The organism is Hyphomicrobiales bacterium (assembly GCA_016125495.1).
Lineage (GTDB): Bacteria > Pseudomonadota > Alphaproteobacteria > Rhizobiales > RI-29 > RI-29.
This window is the reverse complement of sequence record WGLQ01000019.1, coordinates 98,261-120,691: the sequence shown is the minus strand read 5'-3', so window position 1 is coordinate 120,691 and position 22,431 is coordinate 98,261. Positions and strand designations below refer to the sequence as shown.

Here is a 22,431-nt window from a genome sequence, read left to right as displayed (position 1 = left end):
CGAGCGATGGCGAACGACGTGACGAAGGCGCAGCGAGAGGCGGCCGAACAGTGCAAGGCTTGGCCGTTCGAGGAGGCGCGGCGCCTGCGCGATCGCGTCGAACGACCCGGGCGCGGCGGCCGGCCCGTCCTCTTCGAGACCGGTTACGGTCCGTCCGGATTGCCCCACATCGGCACCTTCGGCGAGGTCGCCCGGACCACGATGGTCCGCCATGCGTTCGAGGTGCTGACGGGCGGCGCCCACGAAACGCACCTCCTGTGCGTCTCCGACGACATGGACGGTCTGCGCAAGGTTCCGGACAATGTCCCGAACCCGCAGGCCCTGGTGCCCCACCTCCAGCGCCCGCTGACGCAAGTGCCCGACCCGTTCGGCACCCACGAAAGCTACGGCGCGCACATGAATGCCCGCCTGCGTGCCTTCCTCGACCATTTCGGCTTTCGCTACGAATTCGCCTCCGCGACTCAGCTCTACCGCTCCGGCCGCTTCGACGAGATGCTGCTGCGCGCCCTCGAACGCTACGACGAGATCATGGCGGTCATGCTGCCGACCCTCGGCGAGGAGCGGCGCCGCACCTACAGCCCCTTCCTGCCGATCTCCCCGACGACCGGCCGCGTCCTCTACGTGCCGATGAAGGCCATCGACCCGGGCAAGGGCACGATCACCTTCGCTGACGAGGACGGCACCGACGTCACCCTCGAGGTCACCGGAGGGCGCACCAAGCTGCAGTGGAAGCCCGACTTCGGGATGCGGTGGGCCGCCCTCGGCGTCGATTTCGAAATGTTCGGAAAGGACCATCAGACCAACGCCCCGATCTATTCGGCGATCACGCGCATCCTCGGCGCCGAGCCGCCGGTCCAGTACGTCTACGAACTGTTCCTCGACGAGAAGGGAGAGAAGATTTCGAAGTCCATCGGCAACGGGATCACTGTCGACGAATGGCTACGGTTCGCCTCCCCCGAAAGCCTCGCGCTCTTCATGTTCCAGAAGCCCCGGGTGGCAAAGCGCCTCTACATCGACGTGATCCCGCGCGCGGTAGATGAATATTTCCAGCACGTCGCGGCTTTCCCCGGCCAGGACGAAGGCGCACGTCTCGCCAATCCGACCTGGCACATCCACAGCGGACCGCCGCCGGCCGCCACCACGCCGGTCAGCTTCAATCTTCTCCTCAATCTCGTCGGCGCCGCGAACGCGAACGACAAGGACGTGCTCTGGGGCTTTATTCGCCGCTATGCACCGGGCGCCTCGCCCGAGAGCGAGCCGCACCTCGATGCGCTCGCCGGCTATGCCATCGCCTATTATGCCGAACGCATCCGCCCCAAGAAGCGCCACCGCGCCCCGACCGATCTGGAGCGCACGGCCCTCGCCGACCTCGAAGCCCGGCTCGCGGATGCCCCGGTGAACGCCGACGCGGAAACCTACCAGAACCTCGTCTACGAGGTCGGAAAGGCGCACCCCTTCGCCAATCTGCGCGACTGGTTCGGCGCCCTCTACGAAGTTCTCCTCGGTGCCGAGCAAGGGCCACGCTTCGGCTCGTTCATCGCGCTCTATGGTCGCGACGAAACGCGCCGGCTCATCACCGAGGCGCTTTCCGGTGCTCTTCTGCCGACTGGCAAGGACGATGGCGCGGCTTCGAGCGCCTGACCCGAACGCTACGTCAGACCCCACATCTGCTTGACGATGCCCATCACGAGCGCGTTGTGCTCCGCGATGTCGTCCGGCCCCCAGTTCTCGCGCTCGCGCAGCAGGTCGGTGAGCGCGAACGGGTGCGCCGCGCCGTTCGGAAAGAAAATCTCCTTCTTGGCGGGAAATTCCGCGTTCCGCGCCGCGTCGTTGTGCTCCTTGCGCACCAGAACGAGGTTGCCGAGCCAGCGCACGCGCCGGGTGCGTTCGTTCGGATCGGAATACGATTTCGTCCACTGGCTGTCGCGCCGCGGATTGCGCGGCATGACGTGTTCGACGGTCACGCTGCCGGGATCCTCCATCGTGACGTCGCCGGTCAACCAATCGTTGACCCTGAGCAGCACCAGCCGGCAGCACGGCTTGTTCCGGGCGTGCATGTCGTTGGAAAGATTGTAGATGATATTGCGCTGCTCGGTGCCGGAGATCTTGAGCGCCTCGGCGAGAGCCTTGTCGTCCCCCGACTTCAATGCGCCGAGCACGGCCCGGTAGCGAACCACCCGCTTGTCGCTCCCGTAGCCGAGGATGAGCATGGCGTACGACAGCCTGTCGAGCTGGCGCATGAAGCCATTGATCTCCTCTCCCTCGCTCCCGAACCGCGACAGTGCGACGAGCGCGCTCGGCATCCATTCCGAATGCCGTAGCCAGCAGAGATAGTGCAGATAGCGCTCGACCACGGAAACCGGTGTCGAGGAGCCGTCCGCGATCGCCGCAAGATGCGTGAAAATCCGTGCATAGGGCGCGATTTCATCGTCGAGCAATCGCGCCGCCCCGCGCTGGCGCCCGAGGGCCAGGAGCTCCGTCGTGATCGGCGTGCCACGGCGCCCAGCGATCTTGTGGACGTGACTGAACAGCTCGTCGAGACGCTGCTCCCCGATCGAAGCCTCCCAGCCCGCCCAGGTCTCGTGTAGCCGCGCCTGCTCGTCTCCGGTCAGGTCGCCGAGCAGATAGGCCTTCAGGATGCTCGAGCGCGAGAGCACCAGCCCCCGGTCGTTGAGCGTGAGGTAGATGCGATAGGCGTTCTCGATGTCGGTCGTCTCGATGACCGCCGTGACACACCGCTCCAGCAGGAACGACAACAGGCGCCGCCGCTTTCGCGCGTCGAGATTGGCGATCTCGTGACGAAAGCCGGCGAGGTTCTCCATGATCTGCGCCGCCGACCCGAGGGGCACGGCGCTGTCCGGCTCGGTGAGACTGGCGCCCGGCCGCTGCACGGTGCTCTCGAAGAATGCCGCTTCCGAGAGGCGCAGTGAGAGGCGAGGTTGCGAGGTCTTTCCGGCGGTATCGTCGGCATTGATGGCGGCATCGGCGAGTGCGGCCGCTGCCGTGTCGCCTGCTTCGAGACAATGGTCGCGCAACACCGCCAGGAGGATCGTCAGCGAGACGAGCCGCTGTTGCCCGTCGATGACGTCGTAGATCTTTCCGCTCGTCTCACCATCCTCGGGTGCACCGCTTTCATTCTTGCCAAGCAGAACCATGGCACCGAGGAAGTAAAAACGTCCGGCATCGGCGGCACCGGTCTCCTCGCCCTCCTCCATCATGGTGAGGATGTCGTCGAGCAGTCGCCCCGCTTGGCGCGACGTCCACGCATAGGCGCGCTGGTAAACGGGAATGCGCAAACGGCGGTCCGTTGCCAGGAGTTGTCCGAGCGAGAGGCAAGTGGAGGAATAGATGCTACCGAGGGTCATGTCTTCGACTGGCTCGCCGCCAGCGCTCGCCGGCTCGGAAAATTGCTCGACATCGACCCGGCTGCATTCTGGCGCACGCCCCCGCGTTCGCGCCCGATGGCATCACCACCGATCGCGCCCCGCTCACCCCGAGCGGCCAAGCCGCGTGGACGCCTCCCGCCGCGCCAGCCACGTAATGGCTTGCGCGGTCCGGATCATCATCATGTCGACGGTAGAGCCTCGCTGTTGCCTCCGCAACATGGTGCGTGGCAGAACATGCACGCGATCACGCTGCGCGGCACGCAAACCTCTTGGCCATGCGCTGACGCGACAGCCGGCCGTGGCCGGTGTGGAACGTGAAGGGGATGCGGCGGTGACGGAAATCGCTTCTGTCTACAAGGTCCTGCTCCCCGATGAGTGGCTCGAACTTCGCCGTTCCGGGCGGTTTTCCGGCTCCACGGACGACCTTGCCGACGGCTTCGTGCACCTCTCGACGCGCCCCCAGCTCGCCGGCACCCTGGAGCGGCACTTCGGGGCCGCGGCCGAGGTCGTGATCGTGCGCCTCGCCCTCGCTCCCGAGTCCGCCGGACTTCGCTGGGAGCCGTCGCGCCGGGGCGAGCTCTTTCCGCACCTCTACCGCGCCCTGACACGCGCCGACGTCGACGCACACTGGCTCGTGCGCAGGGAACCCGCCGACGGCGGCGGCGCAGACCGCATCTTCCCGCTCGAGGGAGTGATCCCGCAATGATGCGTCTCGCCTATCCGCTGATCCGCGCGGGGCTGTTCCGCATGGACCCCGAGGTCGCCCACGAGCGCAGCCTGCGCGCGCTCGAACGGGGCTTCCACCCGCGGGCCTCCGCCACCGGTCACACCGGGCTCGGCCAAACCCTGTTCGGCCTCGAGTTTCCGAATCCGCTCGGCATGGCGGCCGGCTACGACAAGGACGCCCGCGTCCCGGACGCCCTCCTCGCCATGGGATTCGGCTTCACGGAAGTCGGCACGGTGACGCCCCAGCCGCAAGGCGGAAACCCGCGCCCGCGGGTCTTTCGCCTGCTCGAGGACGAGGCCCTGATCAACCGGCTGGGCTTCAACAGCTCCGGCCATTCGACCACCCTGGCCAACCTCGCCGGTCGCCATCGCGCGACCGGCGTCGTCGGCGTCAACATCGGCGCCAACCGAACGAGTACCGACCGCACCGCCGACTATCTGGCGGGGCTGCGCGTCTTCAACGCCCACGCCTCCTATTTCATGGTCAACATCTCGTCGCCGAATACGCCGGGTCTACGCGATCTCCAGGCCCCGGCGGCTCTCGACGAATTGCTCTCTCGCCTCCTCGAGGAGCGCTCCCGCCTCGCCGGCCAGGGCGGGCCGCTTCGCCCGATCGTCGTCAAGCTGGCGCCGGACATCGCACCAGAGGATCTGCCGGCCGTCGTCGAGCGGTTGGTGGACCACGGCGTTGCCGCCATCTGCGTTTCCAACACCACGCTGCGCCGCGATGGCCTGCGCTCGCTCCATGCGGTCGAAGCCGGGGGCCTCTCTGGCCGACCGCTCTTCGAACTCTCGACCGCGATGCTCGCGCGCATCCACCGCATGACCGATGGCAGCATTCCCTTGATCGGCGTCGGCGGCATCGACACACCCGAACGCGCGCTCGCCAAGATCGAGGCCGGCGCATCGCTGCTCCAGCTCTATACGGGGCTCGTCTATCGCGGCCCCGCGCTGGTCACCGACATTCTGCGCCACCTCGCCGCCGCCGTCCGTCGCACCGGCTCGCGTTCGATCGCCGATCTCGTCGGCACCCGCTCGGAAGATTGGCTGGCAAGGGGGGTGTGAGGGGGTCCTGCCACTGACCGGGCCGCGGGTCGTGACGTTGCAGCAAGGCTTATCATCCGACGGCGGCGGCCGGATCGGGCCTCACGAAATCAGTGGGCGGGTCTCATCGCGGCATCGGGCGCCGCGAACCGGAGGTGGGCGAGAAGGCCTCCCATCTCACCCCTGCGAAGTTCGAATGTACCGCCTGCCGAGTCCACGAGATCCGAGACGATGGCGAGTCCGAGACCGGTGCCGGGCTGCGTTTCGTCGAGGCGATGACCACGCCCGAGTGCCTGTTGCCGTGCCTCTTCCAGAATGCCGACACCGTCGTCCTCGACCTCGAGGATGAGAGCCGCACCTTCGCGTCTCCCAGCGACGAGGACCCTGGACCTCGCCCACTTGCGCGCGTTGTCGAGGAGGTTGCCGAGTATTTCACCCACAACGTCTTCGTCGAGCGGGAGCGAAAAGTCCGGAGTCAATCGGCACTCCCAAGAGAGCTGTTCGCCGCGCGGGAGGCGTCGCATGCCACCGAGGAGACGGGTGACGACAGGCGCGACCGGCATCTTGACCTGCCGGTGTTGCGCGCGGACCTGAAGCAATTGGCGCTCGACGTGCCCATGCATGCCACGCGTGTAGTTGGCGAGTTCCGAGGCGAGGGCGTGACGTCCCTCCGCTTCGAGGTCCTCGGCAATCATCGCCACGGCGGCAAGAGGTGTCTTGAGCCCGTGCGCAAGGTCCGCGGCTCGCGAACGGGCTCTTTCGACGGCCTGCTCGCGGTCCTCCAGTAGATCGTTGAGATCATCGACGAGCGGTCGAACCTCCCCTGGGAAATCACCGTCGAGACGCGCAATTCGCCCTTCGCGCAAGTCCGCGAGCGTGCGCCGCAGACTTTCGAGCGGGAGAAGACTGACGCTCAGGGCAAGTGCGAGCCCGAGAAGCAGCATTCCACCGAGAAGCAGTAGCGCAACCGCCAGCTCGACACGAAAGCCCTCGACCGCGTCGGCAATCTCGGTGATCGGCATGGCGACGGAAAAGCGCAGTTCCGAGGGTGACGGACGTTCCAGCCTGATCCGGCGCTCGACGATCAGCAACTGGACACCGCCGGGCCCCGGAACCACGTGACGATGACGTTCGCCCGGACCCAACTGATCGTCCGGCAGCGCCAAGTGCTCATCCCACAAGGAACGTGACCGCTCGACCGGTATCGCGTCGCGGTTGACCTGCCAATAAACCCCACTCAGGGGTTGCGAGTACCGCGGATCACTCGGTGTCCGGCCGAGGGAGATGGCACCGTCGGGTGCGACGTCGAGGCCGGAAATCAGCTGGCGCAGATCGATCTCGAGTTCCGTGACCACGCGCCGCTCGACGTGGCGCTCGAACAGCAAGCTCACTCCCCAGCCGGCGAATGCGAGCGCGACCAGGATGGCGAACGCGGCCGACAGAACGAGGCGCATCCGTAGGGACCGCGCAGCGGGACGGTTATTCATCGCCAGCGACACTGCCTTCAGGAATGATGTAGCCGTAACCGCGACGGGTCTTGATGACATCGGCATCGAGCTTCCTGCGCAGGCGCGCGACGAGGACTTCGAGGGCGTTGCTGTCTCGCTCAATATCTTCGCCGTAGACATGCTCGGTCAGCTCGAGCTGGGAGGCCACTCGCCCGCGGTGGTGCATCAGATAGCTCAGCAGCCGATACTCGAGAGCTGTCAGCAACACTTCCACGCCGTCCACGGCGACGGTCATCTGGCGCGTATCGAGCGTTACGGGTCCCGCCGTCAGGATCGGCTGGCCGGTTCCCACCGAGCGACGCAACAACGCGCGCAGCCGAGCCTTCAGCTCCTCCATGCGAAACGGTTTGGGCAGGTAGTCGTCCGCGCCGGCATCGATTCCCTCGACCCTTTCCATCCAGGTCCCGCGAGCGGTCAACACGATCACCGGCATGTCCCGCCCGGCGGCACGCCAGCGCTTGAGCACCTGTATGCCGTCCATGTGTGGCAAACCGAGATCGAGGACAACCGCATCGAAGGCTTCATTCTCGCCACGGTACCACGCATCTTCCCCGTCGCTTGAGCGCTCGACGAGATAGCCGGCCGCCTCGAGAGCGCTGGCGACGCGCCGGGCGATACCGTCCTCGTCCTCGACCAGCAGGATGCGCACGTCAGTCATTCTCCTGATCGAGCACGACACCGTTGCGCGCATCGACATGAAGCTCCTTGAAGTGGCCCGCGGGCGTCAGCAGCTTCAATTCGTAGACCGGCACGCCGTCATCCCATTCGAACTCGACGCCGATAATCTCGCCGGGATGATCCTCTTCGACCTTCGCCAGAATCTCTCGCAGCGAAAGAATGTTCCCGGCCCGAAGCGCCTCGTAGGCATCATCGGCATCGTCGTCATCGTCGTCATCGTCGTCATCGTCGTCATCGTCGTCGCGACGCCGACGATGGTCGTCCTCGTCATCGGCAAACGCAAGCCCCGGCAGGGCCGACGCCAGCGCCAGGAATGCGAGCAGGTATCGACGGTTGAGGCTCATCTTTGAGAGGTTCGGCCGCGGTTCGACCAGCTACCATAAGTGACCGAGCCTGACAGATCGCTGACATCTGCCTTGCTGAGAGCTGACAGGACCACTCAGCGGTCTGTCACGTGGCGACTGGTACGTCTCCCGCCATGCCGGACCGCACCGGCTGGTCAGGAACAGGGAGAATATCATGACACGCTCATATGTCACTCGGCTCGCAGTGATCGCCATCGCCACGACCATTGCTGGAGCAGCGCCGGCAGCGGCCAGTGACGACGACGACTGCCCGCGCACATCGCGTGCGGAGTGGCGCTCGGCCGATGACGTCAAGGCGGCACTCGAGGCCCAGGGCTACTCGGTCGTGCGCGTGAAGGTCGACGATGGCTGCTACGAGGCCTATGCGCGCGATCGGCAAGGCGCACGCCGCGAGGTCAACGTCCATCCGGTCACGATGGAGATCATTTCCAGCGAGGTTGACGACTGATGGCCCTCTCGACCTCGAAGGCGGCCGATACCGGCGGTGCGGTGGCACCGCCGGAGGTCCAAGTCTGGGACCCGGTCGTCCGGCTCTTTCACTGGAGCTTGGTTGCGGCCTTCACGGTCGCATGGTTGACGGCGGACGAATGGGACGCCGCCCATGAATGGGCGGGCTACGCCGTGGCCGGGCTGGTGGTCGTGCGCATCGTCTGGGGTTTGGTCGGCACGCGCAACGCGCGCTTTGCCTCCTTCGTTCGCGGCCCGGCGACGACACTTGCCTACCTCGGTGACATGCTTCGCCGCCGCGAGGCCCGTTGTCTCCAACACAACCCCGCTGGGGCCGCAATGATCGTCGCGCTTCTCTTCGGCCTCGTCGTGGTCTCGGGCACGGGATGGATGATGACTTTGGACCAGTTCTCGGGCGTGGACTGGCTCGAGGAAGTCCACGAGCTGGCGGCCAATGGCCTGCTCGCCCTGGTGGCGCTCCACGTCGCCGGCGTCCTCTACGCCAGTCTCAGCCACGGCGAGAACCTGGTGAAGGCCATGATCACGGGTCGCAAGCGCGCCTGATCCCGAGGCACCCGTGCCGAGACCGGCAATCGCAGGGCCAGGACCTTCGAACGGTTGCGGCCCTGCGACGCTCCCGGAGAACGACATCCGGCCAGGTCCGCCGCGCGTGACCGCCCATGGCGCCCCCTACCCTTCGTTCGGGCCGCCGCTGCCGAGCCGCGCCCCGATCCCGATCTCGAGCGAGCCCAGCCGGCTCCAGAGGCTGATCGCCCGCGCAAGGAAAAACACCCAGAGCGAAGCCCAGAGGCCATGGTTGCCGAGCAGCGGCACGAGGATCGCCCAGGCGGCAAGGAAAATGGCAACGCTCACCGCCATCATGTTGCGCATGTCGCGCGTCCGCGTCGCACCGATGAAGACGCCATCGAGATGGATGGCCGCTGCCCCGATCAGCGGCACCATGGCGGCCCAGAAGAGAAAAGCCCGCGCCTGAACGCGCACGTCGGGGCTGACCGTCAGCAGATCCACCACGAGCCCGCCGAAGGCGAGGAAAAGGGCGCTCATCGCCGCCCCCATCGCCACCGACCAGAACGCCGTCCGGCGGATCGCCCGGGCCAGCCCATCGCGCCGGCCACCGCCGATCTCATGGCCGACGAAGCGCTCGGCGGCAAAGGCGAATCCGTCGAGCAACGCGTTGGCGATCGACGCGAAATGCATGAGCACGGCATTCGCCGCGAGAGTGACATCGCCGCCGCGCGCACTCTGCGCTGTGAAGAAATTGAACGCGAAGACCACGAGCACCGTGCGCACCATGATGTCGGAGCTGACGCCGGCCAGCTTGACCACGGCGCGGCGATCGAAAAGGCGCGCCAGCGACCAGTCGGCGCCGTCCCGACCGATGATCCGCCCGGCGAACCCGAGCCCGACGAGGAGGGCGAGCACTTCGGCGAGCACGGTGCCGATGGCGACACCCGCGATGCCCCAACCGAGCCCGACCACCAGATAAACACTGATGGCGATGTTGGCCGCGTTCATCACCAGTTGTCGCAACAGGGCGAGATCGCTGCGCCCGAGCCCGATGAGCCACCCGAGCACGGCGAAGTTGGCGAGCGTGACGGGCGCGAACCAGATCCGAATGTCGAAATACGTGGCGGCTGCCGCCTCCACGGCCTGCGAACCCGGTAGAATGGCGAGTGCCGTCCAGCGGATCGGCAGCTGCAGGAGCGAGAGCATGGCGCCGAAGCAGACCCCGATCACCACCGCGCGTGCCAGCACGGAACGCACCTCGCCCGCGTCCCCGGCACCGTCCGCCTGCGCCGTGAGGCCGGTCGTCCCCATCCTGAGGAAGCCGAAACCCCAGAAGAGGAATTCGAGGATGAGCGCCCCGAACGCGACGCCGCCGATGAGGTGCGCGGGTCCCAATTGTCCGACGATGGCGGTGTCGACGATGCCGAGCAGCGCCGTGGTGGCGTTGGCAATGACGATCGGAACGGCGACCCGCAGCACTTGGCCGTGGCTCGGCCCCGCCGCGATATGCCGCTCCGCACCCCGTTCCGGCGCGACGACCTCTCCGCCGGCCCTCTCCGACACCGCGCTAACCGTTGCGCGACCCGCCACTGCCGATCCGCAGGAGCCGGGCAATGAGCCAGATGGGGAACACGATGATCGCCCCGAGCAGGAAGTACTGCAGCACCCACTCGACGGCATCGAACCCCATGGCATAGATGCGCTCTGCGAGATCGCGAATGCCGCGAATGATCGCCACGGCATCGAGGTTCAGCGCCGCCAAAACGATGCCGACGATGATCGAGATGACGACCAGCTTGAGCAGCACCATGAGCGGCCGGCCGCCGAAGAAACTTTCCATTGCCTCACTCCGCGCCGGTTCGTGTCGGCTGGCCGGGCTCCCGGGCGCCTCGACCGCCCGTCCCCTAGCACGTCATCCGGCCCATGAGTAGCTGGCCAACCGACCCTTTCCGGAGCCGGGCCCGTTGGACGCCCCATCGATGACCGACAGGACCGGAAAGCGCACCCGCCGGCCACCGCCGCCCACGCTGCCCGACCCCTTCGGCGGCTGGTTCGCTGGCCGGGGCTGGCAGCCGCGCGAGCATCAGCTCGCCATGCTCGACCGCTGGCGTGAGCGCCGCAACACCCTCCTCATCGCCCCGACCGGCGCCGGCAAGACCCTCGCCGGCTTCCTGCCGAGCCTCCTCGAACTCGCCGCCGGCCGCGCCGGGCGCGGCCTCCACACGCTCTACGTCTCGCCCTTGAAGGCCCTCACCGTCGACATCGCCCGCAACCTTTCGGGCCCCGTCGCCGAAATGGCGCTGCCCGTCCGTCTCGAAACGCGCACCGGCGACACCCCCCATTCGCGCCGCGCCCGCCAGACCCGCACGCCGCCCGACATCCTCCTGACCACCCCCGAGCAGGTCGCCCTGCTGCTCGCCCAACCGGACATGGAGCGCTTTTTTGCGGACCTGCGCGCCATCGTCCTCGACGAATTGCACGCCCTGGCCGGCTCCAAGCGCGGCGACCTCCTCGCCCTCGATCTCGCGCGTCTGCGACGGCTCGCCCCGGACGCCACGGCCTTCGGCCTCTCGGCGACCGTCGCCCGTCCGAGCGAACTTGCCGCCTACCTCGAGCCGCAACGACCCGCCGAGGAGCCCGCCCACATCCGCCTCGCCGACATCGTCCACGCCGACGGCGGCACACGCCCCGCCATCCGCATCCTCGAATCCGGCGAACGCCTGCCCTGGTCCGGCCACTCCGCCCGCTATGCCTTCGCCGATGTCTACCGCGAAATCGCCCGCCACCGCCTCGCCCTCGTCTTCGTCAACACGCGCAGCCAGGCCGAGATGGATTTCCAAGGCCTCTGGGAGGAGAACGAGGACGGCCTGCCCATCGCCCTTCACCACGGCTCGCTCGACGTCGGCCAGCGCCGCAAGGTCGAGGCGGCCATGGCGGCCGGTAAGCTGCGCGCCGTCGTCTGCACCTCGACCCTCGACCTCGGCATCGACTGGGGCGACGTCGACCTCGTCGTCCATGTCGGCGCACCGAAGGGCTCGAGCCGCCTCCTCCAGCGCATCGGCCGCGCCAACCACCGCATGGACGAGCCCTCGTCGGCCCTCCTCGTGCCGGCCAACCGCTTCGAGGTTCTGGAATGCCGCGCCGCGCTCGAGGCGGCCGAGGAGGGCGCCCAGGACACCATCCTCGAGCGCAAGGGCACCCTCGACGTCCTGGCCCAGCATGTCCTCGGCATGGCCTGCGCCGGCCCGTTCGACCCGGCCGACCTCTTTGCCGAGATCACCAGCGCACTGCCCTATTCGTGTGTCACCCGCGCCCAGTTCGACCGTGTCGTCGCCTTCGTTGGGACCGGCGGCTACGCGCTTTCGACCTACGATCGGTTCGCCAAGCTGCGCCCCCTGCCGGACGGCCGCCTGCGGCTCTCGCACCCGCGCTTTGCCCAGCAGTACCGCATGAACATGGGCACCATCGTCGATGCCCCGATGTTCAAGGTCCGCCTCGGCCGCATCCGCAAGGGTCATGCTGGCGGCGCTCCCGGGCGACCCGGCGAGCCCGGCGCCACGCTTCGGGCGTACGGCGGCCGCGTCCTCGGCGAGGTCGACGAGTGGTTCATCAGCCAGCTCACCCCGGGCGACACCTTCGCATTCGCCGGCGAGATCCTGCGCTTCGAAGGCCTCGTTGGCACCGAAGCCATCGCCAGCCGGACCACGGCCGGCAACGTCATGATCCCGACCTACCAGGGTGGAAAATTCCCATTGACGACCTCGCTGGCCGAGCGCGTTCGCGCCATGCTCGCCGACCAGACGCGTTGGGCGGGCCTGCCGGACCAGGTCCGCCACTGGCTGGACCTCCAGCGCCAGCGCTCCCTGCTGCCGGGCCCGGGCGAGGTGCTGGTCGAAACCTTCCCGCGCGGCGGTCGCCACTATCTCGTCTGCTACCCCTTCGAGGGCCGCCTCGCGCACCAGACGCTCGGCGTTCTCGTCACCCGCCGCCTCGAGCGCGCCGGCGCCCGCCCACTCGGCTTCGTGGCGACGGACTATGCCCTCGGCGTCTGGTGCCTCGGCGACCTCGGCGCCATGACCGCCCGTGGCGAACTCGCCCTCGACGCGATCTTCGCTGTCGACATGCTCGGCGACGACCTCGAGGACTGGCTCGCGCGCTCCAGCATCATGCGCCGCACCTTCCACATTTGCGCGGTCATCGCCGGCCTCATCGAGCGCCGTCATCCGGGCCGCGAGAAATCCGGGCGCCAGATGGTCCTCTCCACCGACCTCGTCTATGACGTCCTGCGCCGCCACGAGCCGGACCACATCCTGATCGAAGCGGCCTGGGCGGATGCGGCCACGGGCCTCCTCGACCTCGGCCGGCTGAACGACTTCCTGACCCGCATCGAGGGACACATCCGGCATGTGGCTCTCGGGGAAATCTCGCCGCTCTCGGTTCCGATCATGCTGGAAGTGGGACGCGAATCGGTTTCCGGTGAGGCTCGCGACGAGTTGCTGCGGCAAGCGGCCGCGGCGTTGAGCGAGGAGGTGACCCGTGGCGTTGACGATGATGCGTCGGTCGAGGGCGATGATTGAGGTTGCTGGCGGCGGAAACCTTGGATGCGATATCGCGATCGCGGGACGAACCCTGCGGGCCGACGCATCCGGCGCGCTCCATTGCGCGGCGAGCGATGCCCTCATCTTCGCCGACCTGCACCTCGAGAAGGCGAGTTCGTTCGCCCCGGCGGGCCGCTTCTTGCCGCCCTATGACACCCGCGACACCTTGTTGCGCCTCGAGGACGTGCTGCGCCGGCTCTCGCCCTCGATCGTGGTGGCGCTCGGCGACAGTTTTCATGACAGCGGCGCCCTCGAGCGCATCGCCAGCGACGACCTGTTGGCGCTGCACTCACTTCAGGCCCGGCGCCGCTGGATATGGATCACCGGCAACCATGACCCGGAAATACCCGCCACACTCGGCGGCGAGGTGCTCGCGGAGGCAACGCTCGGCGGACTGAAGCTTCGCCACGCGCCGCGCTCCGGCCCGGCAACCCTCGAGATTTCCGGTCATCTCCATCCCGCGGCCCGCGTCGAAATCAACCGCAGCCTGGTTCGCCGGCCTTGTTTCGTCTCCGACGGCCGCCGCCTGATCATGCCTGCGTTCGGCAGCTTCACGGGCGGACTCAACGTCCTCGACCCGGCTTTCACACCCGTCCTCGGGAACGCACCGCTGAAGGTGTGGATGCTGGGCCAGAACGACGTCTATCCGGTCGCGACGCGCCTACTGCGCGAGGATTGACAGCGGGCGGACGACGGGCGACGTGGAGCCTGCCGAACGAGGCGAGGGGAGCGGCGAACCGACGTGGAAGAGCGGACATGAAATCGCGGCGCGGCGCCATTGCCTCCGGCCACGCCATGACGACGGAAGCAGCGGCCGAAGTCCTGCGCGAGGGCGGCAACGCTTTCGACGCCCTGCTCGCAGCCATGTTGGTCGCAACCGTTGCCGAACCGCTTCTCGCCTCACCCGCCGGCGGCGGCTTCGCCCTCCTTCGTCCGACCGCTCGCCCGCGGGCAGGGATCCTCGATTTCTTCGTCCAGACGCCGCGACGCGCACCCGCGAGCGAAGAGGAAGCCCTTGCTGATTTCCGCCCCGTCGAAGCCGATTTCACGACCGCCAGCCAGACTTTCCACATCGGCAACGGCACCACCGCGACACCCGGCTTCCTCGAAGGCTTCTTTGCCATCCACGAACGCCTCGGAACGCTGCCCCTCGCACGGCTCGTCGAGCCGGCCGCCATGGCGGCACGAGAAGGTGTCCGGCTTTCCTCCTTTCAAAGCTCCGTGCTCGCGATCATCGCCCCGATCGTCACGGCGACCCCGGGCGCCCGAGCACTTTTCGCCCCCCAGGAACGCCTCCTTTCCAAGGGGGAGCTGTTTCGCAGCCCGGCCTATGCCGACGTGCTCGACAATCTCGCCATTGAAGGCGCGGATTTCTATCGCCGGGGAGAACTCGGCCGCATCATCGTCGAAGCGGTTGCGGGTACCGGTGGCTTTCTCGCCCCCGATGATCTGCGCCGCTACCGGGTGATCGCCCGCGATCCGCTCGCCATGAACTTTCGCGACCATGCCCTGGCGCTCAACCCGCCGCCGGCCGCGGGCGGAACCATGGTTGCTCTCCCTCTCGCTCTTGCCGCCACCGATCCCGAGGAGCGACACCGTCCAGCCCTCGATGCCCGCCGGCTCTCCCTTCTACAGCACCGCTCTCTCGAGATCGCCGCAACGACTGCGGTCAACTCCGGCCGGTCGCCCGGCCGCGGCCCGAAGCGCCCCGCCGCGCCCGACGAACGCCTCGCCGCCGCCCTCGCGATCATCGCCAACCACAGGGCGAGCCGTCTCGGCACGACGCACGTCTCCGTTGCCGATGGCAAAGGCTCCATCGCAGCGGCCACATTTTCGAACGGAGCCGGGAACGGCTTCGTTCATCCCTCCCTCGGCTTCATGCTGAACAACATGCTCGGCGAGACCGACGTCCATCCCTCCGGCGCCTACGGTTGGCAGCCGGATCGCCGCCTCTCCAGCATGATGTGCCCGACGCTGATCGAGGAGGCTTCGGGCGCGCGCACCGTACTCGGAAGCGGTGGCTCCAATCGGATTCGCTCCGCGATCCTGCGCGTTGCGTGCGAATTGATCGCCGGGCGGGCGCTCGAGCCGGCGATCCTCGCCCCACGTGTCCATGTCGAGACCGGTGGCACCGCCGACTTCGAGGAAGGCCTCGAAGGCGGCGAACGCGCGGCCCTCCTCGAAACCTTTCCCGAAGCGCGCGCTTGGCCAGAGCCGCACATGTTCTTCGGCGGCGTCCACGGTGTCCGTGTCGATCGAGAGGGGAAACTCTCCGCCTTCGCCGATCCCCGCCGCGAAGGCGCCGCTTCGATCGTCTGAGATTTGCACCGGCGCACCCTGTAGCGGCGGATGATTTCGACAGCGGGCGCGCTCCGTGTGGAACGCGCCCGCGAGTTTACGGCTCTTTCCGTCCGGTTCAGGAACGACGGGACGTCAGAACGAGCCGCGCATCGCCGGCGGCAGGATCACCGTGTCGATCACGTGAATGACGCCGTTCGAGGCTTCGATATCGGCGGTCACGACATTCGCTCCCTCGATTTTCACCCCGTCCGTCGCGTCGATCATCGCGGCTGCGCCCTGCACGGTCGCCGCCTCGGTCTTCTTGCCGGCGATGTCCGCGCTCATCACCTTACCAGGAATGACGTGGTAGGTGAGGACAGCGGCCAGCTCCTTGTTGTGATTGCCGTCGAGCAGCGTGGCGAGCACGTTGGCCGGAAGCTTGGCGAACGCTTCATCGGTCGGAGCGAAAACCGTGAACGGCCCCGGCCCCTTGAGCGTTTCGACGAGACCCGCGGTCTGCACCGCCTTGACCAGCGAAGTGAAATTACCCGCACCAACCGCGGTGTCCACGATATCCTTCTGGCCACCCGCATTCGCGAGCCCGAAGGGCACCAGGGCGGCAGCTGCGATCGCAGCCGCAACGAACGTACGCCGAACGACTCTCATGCATCTCTCCTTCGAGATTGGCTTGTTGACGTGCCGATTACGCTCCTTGCCAACCTCCGGATCTCTCACATGGACACATGCTCGTGATCGGCGGCCACCCTTTCTCGTCCCGATCGAGGATCCCGTGCGTCCAGCCACCCAGCCGCACCCGCTTCACTCTCTATATATATGCGGTTCACAGCGCCAATGTCGGGCGCCCCGTCACCTCAGCGGAAAGCCTCCGCCACGAGCACCGGTTCGAAGCGCAGGCCCGCCCCCGAAAAACCGTCCGCCGCTCCTTCCTGCGATCGACCACGGTGACGATCCCGACCACTTGCGCTCCCGCCGCGCGCACCGCCTCGACGGCCTTCATCGCCGAGCCGCCCGTCGTCGTCACATCCTCGACGATGGCGACGCGCCGCCCGGCGATCGTGCCACCACTGGTGAGCCCTTCGATGAGGCTCCGCGTTCCATGCGCCTTTGCCTCCTTGCGCACGAAGAAGGCCTCGAGGGGGCTTCCGGCCGCATGGCTCGCGATTGCGACCGCCGTCGCGATCGGCACCGCGCCCATCTCGAGGCCGCCCACCATTTCGGCCCCGAGTGCCTGGCACTTGGCGAGAACCAGACGGCCGATGAGGGTCGCCCCCTCGGGATGCAGCATCGTCGGCTTCATGTTGAAATAGAAGTTCGAGCTTCTGCCGGAGGCGAGCTTGACCTCGGCGCCCTGGGAGAACGAACGCTCCCGGATGATTTCGACGAGCCTCGCCGCATCGGCATGGATCTCGCTGTCCCGCATGTCCTGATTTCCTTCCGCTTTCGTCCCCGAACAGGCAGGCCCGGCCACTGGCCGCGCAATCTGACCGCGCTTCACCAACCGGGCCATGGCCGGCGCACTGAGCTTTACCACGGCGCGCGCCCTGGTATAGGCAGAGGACGAACCTTGGAGGACGATATGAGTGAGATGCGACTGGCCGTGATCGGCGCCGCGGGCCGAATGGGTCGCCAGCTCATCGAGACCATCGACGCCGTTCCGGGCGCGCGCCTCACCGGCGCCATCGAGCGCCCGGGCAGCGAATGGATCGGCCGGGACGCCGCCACCCTCGCCGGCCTGCCAGAGTGTGGCGTTCCGGTCACAGACGACCCCCTCGCCCTCATCGTCGACGTCGACGGCATCATCGACTTCACAAGTCCAGCCACCAGCGTCGCATGCGCCGGCCTCGCGGCCCAGGCCCGCATCGTCCACGTCATCGGCACCACGGGCTTTTCGGCCGATGACGAGAAGGCGCTCGCCGCCGCCGCCCGCCATGCCACCATCGTCAAGGCCGGCAACATGAGTCTTGGCGTCAACCTGCTGACCCAGCTCACCCGCCAAGTGGCCGCCGCTCTCGGTGCCGATTTCGACATCGAGATCGTCGAGATGCACCACCGCCACAAGGTCGATGCCCCGTCCGGTACCGCCCTCATGCTCGGCGGCGCCGCCGCCGAGGGGCGCGGCATCGACCTTGCCGAACGGTCCGTGCGCTCGCGTGATGGTCATACGGGACCGCGCCGCGAGGGCGACATCGGCTTTGCCACCTTGCGCGGCGGCTCCGTCGTCGGCGACCACACGGTCGTCTTTGCCGGCCAGGGCGAGCGTATCGAGCTGACGCACCGGTCGGCCGACCGGACGATTTACGCGCGCGGCGCCGTCAAGGCCGCGCTCTGGGGCCGTGGTCGCGGCCCGGGCCTGTTCTCGATGGTTGACGTTCTCGGCCTGTGACACCGATTGGGACAGCGCCCGCCCCGAATTTGCCAGCCGACAGGAGCACCGCCCGATGACCGCAACGCTTGTTCTCGTCCGCCATGGCCAAAGCGTCTGGAACGAGAAGAACCTCTTTACCGGCTGGGAGGACGTCGACCTGACGGCCAAGGGCGAGGCCGAGGCCAAAGCAGCCGGCGTGCGGCTCGCCGCCGCGGGCTACCGCTTCGACCTCGCTTTCACGAGCGCCCTGAAACGGGCCCAGCGAACCCTCGCGATCATACTCGCCGAACTCGGCCAACCCGATCTCCGAACCATTCGGTCCGAGGCCCTCAACGAGCGCGACTATGGCGAGTTGGTCGGACTGAACAAGGACGATGCGCGCCGCCGCTGGGGCGACGACCAGGTTCACCTCTGGCGCCGTTCCTACGATATCGCCCCGCCCGGCGGAGAAAGCCTCGCTGATACCGCCGAGCGCGTACTGCCCTACTATGAGGGCACGATAAGGCCGGAACTGCGCGACGGGCGTTGCGTGATCGTGGCGGCCCACGGCAACTCGTTGCGCGCCCTCATCATGGCGCTCGAAGGCCTTTCGCCCGCAGAGATCGTCGAAATCAACCTCGCGACCGGCGTTCCGATGGTCTACCGCCTGGCGGCCGACGGCACGATCTCGCCGCGAGCAGAACTGGGCTAGCGGGCAACGCCCGATTGCCTCGCGGGGTGCCCCTGATCCACAGGCGTATCTTGGGCCTTGTGTGCGAATTCAGCACTATCACTAGGCGAATCACCGCCACGCGCGATATTCATTTGCTGTGCTGAGGCCTCCGATCCACCCCTTGGAGGCGTCGGACGGGCGTGTACCGGGTTGCATCGTTATTCTGGTCATCTCGACTTGGCCATGATGAACGATATCCCGGATTTCTAGTTCTGTGACGACTTTCTCTGATCTTGCGGGCGGCATGGCCGCCCGCTCTTTTTTTGGCTGCCGCTCGATTTCCGGCGCCGCCGAGCATCACGCGGGTTCGAGCCGACCGCGCTCCCAGCCGATCAAGGCGCGCTTGCGCGTCACCCCCCAGTGATACCCGCCGAGCCCACCGTCCCGCCGCAGCACCCTGTGGCAAGGCACGACGAAGGATATCGGATTGCGCCCGACCGCACTCCCGACCGCCCGCGATGCCGTCGGCTGGCCGACGTGCGCGGCAATGTCGCTGTAGGTAACGGCCCTGCCAATCGGAATTCGCAGCAGCGTCTCCCAGACGCGGATTTCGAAGTCTGTGCCGATGAGCACGATGCGCACCGTCGCCTCGCGGCCCTCGCCCGCGCATCCGAACACCTCGCTCGCGGCAGCCGACGCCATGCTGGCGTCCTCGAGGAAGCGCGCCGCCGGCCAGCGGCGGGCCATATCCTCGAATGCTGCAACGCGCCCGTTTGGACCGGCGCCTTCCCCCGCCGCTTCGTCGCAGAACGCCAGCCCGCACAGCCCGCGCTCCGTCGCCATCACCAGACACTCTCCGAACGGAGACGGAGCGTACCCGTAGCGGATGAGAAGTCCATCGCCGCGACGCTTGTAGTCCCCCGGCGTCATGGCCTCGTGCTCGACGAAAAGATCGTGCAATCTCCCGGGACCCGAAAGGCCGACCTCGAGGCTGGCATCGAGCAGGCTCGCCGAGCCCTCGAGCAGCTGGCGCGCATGGTCGACAGTGATCGCTTGCAGGAACGACTTCGGACTGAGCCCGCACCAGCGCTTGAACAGCCGTTGGCATTGCGTCGGCGAAAGCCCCATGACACCGGCCAGTTCCGCGAGCTCCGGCTGATCGAGCCTGTTTTCGCTGAGAAACTCGATCGCCCGGCGCACGCGCTCGTAGTCGCGATCCGGCGCCTCCATCGCCCATCCGCCCGATTGCTCCGTCACCAGGTCCTCTCCCCGCTCGACGATGCGTAAGCCAGCCATGTCCAATCTCCCCGACCGCTGCCGACGCAGGGCCGCCGGACATGCGCCGCGGACACTGCGCCTCGAGCCCGCAGAATTGTCACCTGCGAACAGCTTCGGCCACCCGAAAACGGGCAAAGAGCCGGGGTTGCGTTCCGGCGAGACCAGACGGAGCGCGAAACGCGTCGGCGCGTCTCACCCTCGGAAACCGCGTCGGTGCGCGAGTAATCCCCCGAGCAGGTCGGCGACCTCGACCTTCTCCTCCTCGCTGAGAAACCGTCCGAAGGTGATCCACTCGCCGTGCGAACCGATCCGAAGGTCGTTCGTGACGGGCGAGGTCGGCTCGAGCGCCACGCGGGTCCAATAAGGATTGAAAACCCAGGTCCTGCGCCCGCCCGATGATCCGAGCGCATGCAGCGAAAGCTCCTCGTCGCCGATATCGATCAGCTCCAGATGGCGACCGTCCCGATAATTCAGACGAAACGCCACGTAGACGATCAGCACGTCGAGACCGAAGAATCCCAGCACCGGCCAAGCCCCGATCAGCGCGAATGCCACGCCGCAGGCGAACGAAATCACCCCGAAGAGGGTCATGAGCAGCAGGAAGCCTCGCCGGCTCAGCGAGCGATTGGGCGCGAGCAGGATACGCGTTTGCCCGCCGCGAGTGCTTCCTTTAAGCGTGTTCTCGATCATCCCTACTTATCGCCAGTGTAGCTCGACCGGGCAACCCAAATGAACACGACCCGCCGTACTTCCAAAGGCCCCCGCCGCGCCCGGCCCTCGCGGCTCACGGCGGCCGAGCGCCTCGAGATGTTCGAGCGCTTTCGCCGCGCCGATCCCGAGCCGAAGGGAGAACTCGACGCCACCAATCCGTTCACACTCCTCGTCGCCGTGGTCCTCTCGGCACAGGCCACCGACGCGAGCGTGAACAAGGCCACCGCGCCACTCTTTGCGATCGCGGAGACGCCCGCTGCCATGCTCGCCCTCGGCGAGGAGCGGCTACGCGAATACATCCGCACCATCGGTCTTTTTCGCACCAAGGCGAAGAATGTGATCGCGCTGTCCGAAATCCTGCTGCGTGAACACGGCGGAAAGGTGCCGACAGAGCGCGAGGCCCTCGAGCGCCTCCCCGGTGTCGGCCGCAAGACTGCCAATGTGGTCCTGAACATCGCCTTCGGCAAGCCGACGATCGCCGTCGACACCCATCTCTTCCGCGTCGCCAACCGCACGGGGCTCGCGCCCGGAGACGATCCGCTCGCCGTGGAGCGCAATCTCGAGCGTCTCGTGCCGGAGAGCCACAAGCTCCACTGCCATCACTGGCTCATCCTCCACGGCCGATATGTCTGCACCGCGCGCAAGCCGCGCTGCGCCGAATGCCTCGTGCGCGACCTCTGCCGCTTCGACGCGAAGACCGCCCCCCACATCACACCCGAGCCCTGAGCCCCCGCCGAGCCATATCGCCCCAGCAGCAACGCCTCGCGCGACCGCCCAGTTCCGATCCACCACCCGCTTTCCCCGAGGAGCAAATGAGCACACCCGCCACCTACGATGCCGTCGGCATCGGTAACGCCATCGTCGACGTCATCGCCCGCTGCGAGGAAGAGGACCTCGCCGCCCTTTCGCTCGACAAGGGACGCATGAAGCTCATAGAGGAGCACGAGATCGCCCCAATTTACGGGGCGATGGGACCAACGGTCGAAGTCTCCGGCGGCTCCGCGGCGAACACGCTTGCTGGCATAGCCTCCCTCGGTGGCAAGGCGGCCTTCATCGGCAAGGTGGCGAACGACGACTTCGGCACGGTCTTCCGCCACGACCTGACGGCAACCGGCGTGCATTTTGCGACCGCCGCCGCTCCCGAACCCGAAGCACGAACCGCCCGCTGCCTCATCCTGGTCACGCCGGACGGCCAGCGCACCATGAATACGTTCCTCGGCATCAGCCCCCACCTCTCGGAGACCGAAATCGATACCGCGGTCATCGCCGCCTCGGCCTTCACCTACCTCGAGGGTTACCTCTTCGATCGTGAAGCCGCCAAACGCGCTTTCGAGCGCGCAGCGAGCATCGCCCAGGCGCACGGGCGATCCGTCGCGCTCTCCCTTTCCGACGTCTTCTGCGTCGACCGTCACCGAGACGCCTTTCGCCGCCTGGTCCGCGACGGTGTCGATCTCCTCTTTGCCAACCAGGAGGAACTCCTCGCCCTCTACCAAACCAGCGATCTCGACAAGGCGATCGAACTCGTGGCCGGGGAATGCCGTCTCGCCGTCGTAACGCGCAGTGCCGAGGGCTCGGTGATCGTCTCGGGCGAAGGTCGCATATCGATCCCCGCCGGTCGCGTGCGAAAAGTTGTCGACACAACGGGCGCGGGTGATTTATATGCTGCCGGCTTTATTTTCGGGCTCGGCCGCGGCCTCCCTCTGGAGACGTGTGGTAGGCTCGGTTCGATCGCCGCGGCGGAGGTCATCGGCCACGTCGGCGCCCGCCCCGAGGTTCCGCTCGACACCCTCGTCCGGCGGGAGGGAGTGGAGTTTTAGGCACGCGCGCGGTCGACCCGCCGAGGT

21 protein-coding genes and 1 pseudogene are annotated in these 22,431 nt (G+C 67.2%); 12 read left to right on the top strand and 10 right to left on the bottom strand.

Annotated elements, in window-relative coordinates; all coding sequences use genetic code 11:
* Nucleotides 1–6 precede the first annotated feature (6 nt).
* Nucleotides 7–1,641, top strand: coding sequence for a lysine--tRNA ligase (locus GC150_14065; protein MBI1386026.1), 1,635 nt, complete (start codon nt 7–9; stop codon nt 1,639–1,641).
* 8 nt (nt 1,642–1,649) lie between these two features.
* Here GC150_14065 and GC150_14060 read toward each other — a convergent pair whose 3' ends face one another.
* Complete coding sequence (locus tag GC150_14060) at nt 1,650–3,365, bottom strand: DUF262 domain-containing protein (GenBank protein ID MBI1386025.1); 1,716 nt, start codon at nt 3,363–3,365, stop codon at nt 1,650–1,652.
* Between the two features lie 238 nt (nt 3,366–3,603).
* Here GC150_14060 and GC150_14055 point away from each other — a divergent pair, with 238 nt between their 5' ends.
* Both GC150_14055 and GC150_14050 read left to right on the top strand, forming a co-directional pair.
* Entirely contained in the window at nt 3,604–4,092 is a 489-nt protein-coding gene (locus GC150_14055; protein ID MBI1386024.1) for a DUF952 domain-containing protein, read from the top strand.
* A complete protein-coding gene (locus tag GC150_14050) occupies nt 4,089–5,177 on the top strand; it encodes a quinone-dependent dihydroorotate dehydrogenase (GenBank protein MBI1386023.1) in 1,089 nt (362 codons plus the stop codon). The genes GC150_14055 and GC150_14050 overlap by 4 nt, the downstream gene beginning before the upstream one ends.
* 89 nt (nt 5,178–5,266) lie before the next feature.
* On the opposite strand, the gene GC150_14045 is transcribed toward GC150_14050, so the two are convergent.
* From GC150_14045 to GC150_14035, 3 genes are read right to left on the bottom strand one after another with little or no spacing between them, the layout of a single operon-like run.
* Nucleotides 5,267–6,709 carry a sensor histidine kinase gene (locus tag GC150_14045; protein ID MBI1386022.1) on the bottom strand — a complete coding sequence of 481 codons (1,443 nt, stop codon included), beginning with the start codon at nt 6,707–6,709 and terminating at the stop codon, nt 5,267–5,269.
* Entirely contained in the window at nt 6,636–7,313 is a 678-nt protein-coding gene (locus tag GC150_14040) for a response regulator (GenBank protein MBI1386021.1), read from the bottom strand. Before GC150_14040 ends, GC150_14045 begins: the two co-directional genes overlap by 74 nt.
* 1 nt (nt 7,314) lies before the next feature.
* Nucleotides 7,315–7,686 carry a hypothetical protein gene (locus tag GC150_14035; GenBank protein ID MBI1386020.1) on the bottom strand — a complete coding sequence of 124 codons (372 nt, stop codon included), beginning with the start codon at nt 7,684–7,686 and terminating at the stop codon, nt 7,315–7,317.
* Between the two features lie 175 nt (nt 7,687–7,861).
* Between GC150_14035 and GC150_14030 the strand changes: the two genes are divergently transcribed.
* Nucleotides 7,862–8,155 carry a PepSY domain-containing protein gene (locus GC150_14030; GenBank protein ID MBI1386019.1) on the top strand — a complete coding sequence of 98 codons (294 nt, stop codon included), beginning with the start codon at nt 7,862–7,864 and terminating at the stop codon, nt 8,153–8,155.
* On the top strand, nt 8,155–8,718 hold the full coding sequence (locus tag GC150_14025) for a cytochrome B (protein ID MBI1386018.1): 564 nt from the start codon (nt 8,155–8,157) through the stop codon (nt 8,716–8,718). The genes GC150_14030 and GC150_14025 overlap by 1 nt, the downstream gene beginning before the upstream one ends.
* 126 nt (nt 8,719–8,844) lie before the next feature.
* Here GC150_14025 and GC150_14020 read toward each other — a convergent pair whose 3' ends face one another.
* Nucleotides 8,845–10,377: an MATE family efflux transporter gene (locus GC150_14020; protein MBI1386017.1), complete on the bottom strand. Its 1,533-nt coding sequence runs from the start codon at nt 10,375–10,377 to the stop codon at nt 8,845–8,847.
* Complete coding sequence (locus GC150_14015; GenBank protein MBI1386016.1) at nt 10,250–10,522, bottom strand: integrase; 273 nt, start codon at nt 10,520–10,522, stop codon at nt 10,250–10,252. The genes GC150_14020 and GC150_14015 overlap by 128 nt, the downstream gene beginning before the upstream one ends.
* Nucleotides 10,523–10,661: 139 nt before the next feature.
* Here GC150_14015 and GC150_14010 point away from each other — a divergent pair, with 139 nt between their 5' ends.
* The 3 genes from GC150_14010 (at nt 10,662) to GC150_14000 (ending at nt 15,599) form a co-directional block, all read left to right on the top strand.
* Complete coding sequence (locus GC150_14010; protein ID MBI1386015.1) at nt 10,662–13,259, top strand: ligase-associated DNA damage response DEXH box helicase; 2,598 nt, start codon at nt 10,662–10,664, stop codon at nt 13,257–13,259.
* Nucleotides 13,252–13,959: a ligase-associated DNA damage response endonuclease PdeM gene (gene pdeM, locus GC150_14005; protein ID MBI1386014.1), complete on the top strand. Its 708-nt coding sequence runs from the start codon at nt 13,252–13,254 to the stop codon at nt 13,957–13,959. Before GC150_14010 ends, pdeM begins: the two co-directional genes overlap by 8 nt.
* 77 nt (nt 13,960–14,036) lie before the next feature.
* Complete coding sequence (locus GC150_14000; protein ID MBI1386013.1) at nt 14,037–15,599, top strand: gamma-glutamyltransferase; 1,563 nt, start codon at nt 14,037–14,039, stop codon at nt 15,597–15,599.
* Nucleotides 15,600–15,713: 114 nt separating this feature from the next.
* On the opposite strand, the gene GC150_13995 is transcribed toward GC150_14000, so the two are convergent.
* On the bottom strand, nt 15,714–16,226 hold the full coding sequence (locus GC150_13995; protein MBI1386012.1) for a fasciclin domain-containing protein: 513 nt from the start codon (nt 16,224–16,226) through the stop codon (nt 15,714–15,716).
* Between the two features lie 206 nt (nt 16,227–16,432).
* A pseudogene (locus GC150_13990) lies at nt 16,433–17,001 on the bottom strand (orotate phosphoribosyltransferase).
* Between the two features lie 156 nt (nt 17,002–17,157).
* Here GC150_13990 and GC150_13985 point away from each other — a divergent pair.
* Both GC150_13985 and GC150_13980 read left to right on the top strand, forming a co-directional pair.
* Entirely contained in the window at nt 17,158–17,964 is an 807-nt protein-coding gene (locus tag GC150_13985) for a 4-hydroxy-tetrahydrodipicolinate reductase (GenBank protein ID MBI1386011.1), read from the top strand.
* A gap of 55 nt (nt 17,965–18,019) precedes the next feature.
* Nucleotides 18,020–18,637 carry a 2,3-bisphosphoglycerate-dependent phosphoglycerate mutase gene (locus tag GC150_13980; protein ID MBI1386010.1) on the top strand — a complete coding sequence of 206 codons (618 nt, stop codon included), beginning with the start codon at nt 18,020–18,022 and terminating at the stop codon, nt 18,635–18,637.
* 318 nt (nt 18,638–18,955) lie between these two features.
* On the opposite strand, the gene GC150_13975 is transcribed toward GC150_13980, so the two are convergent.
* On the bottom strand, nt 18,956–19,828 hold the full coding sequence (locus GC150_13975) for a methylated-DNA--[protein]-cysteine S-methyltransferase (GenBank protein MBI1386009.1): 873 nt from the start codon (nt 19,826–19,828) through the stop codon (nt 18,956–18,958).
* Nucleotides 19,829–20,068: 240 nt separating this feature from the next.
* Nucleotides 20,069–20,566: a DUF2244 domain-containing protein gene (locus tag GC150_13970; GenBank protein MBI1386008.1), complete on the bottom strand. Its 498-nt coding sequence runs from the start codon at nt 20,564–20,566 to the stop codon at nt 20,069–20,071.
* A gap of 39 nt (nt 20,567–20,605) precedes the next feature.
* On the opposite strand from GC150_13970, the gene nth reads away from it, so the two are divergent.
* Both nth and GC150_13960 read left to right on the top strand, forming a co-directional pair.
* Nucleotides 20,606–21,313 carry an endonuclease III gene (gene nth / locus GC150_13965; protein ID MBI1386007.1) on the top strand — a complete coding sequence of 236 codons (708 nt, stop codon included), beginning with the start codon at nt 20,606–20,608 and terminating at the stop codon, nt 21,311–21,313.
* Nucleotides 21,247–22,404, top strand: a complete 1,158-nt coding sequence (locus GC150_13960) for an adenosine kinase (protein ID MBI1386006.1) — start codon at nt 21,247–21,249, stop codon at nt 22,402–22,404. The genes nth and GC150_13960 overlap by 67 nt, the downstream gene beginning before the upstream one ends.
* Nucleotides 22,405–22,431: the final 27 nt, after the last annotated feature.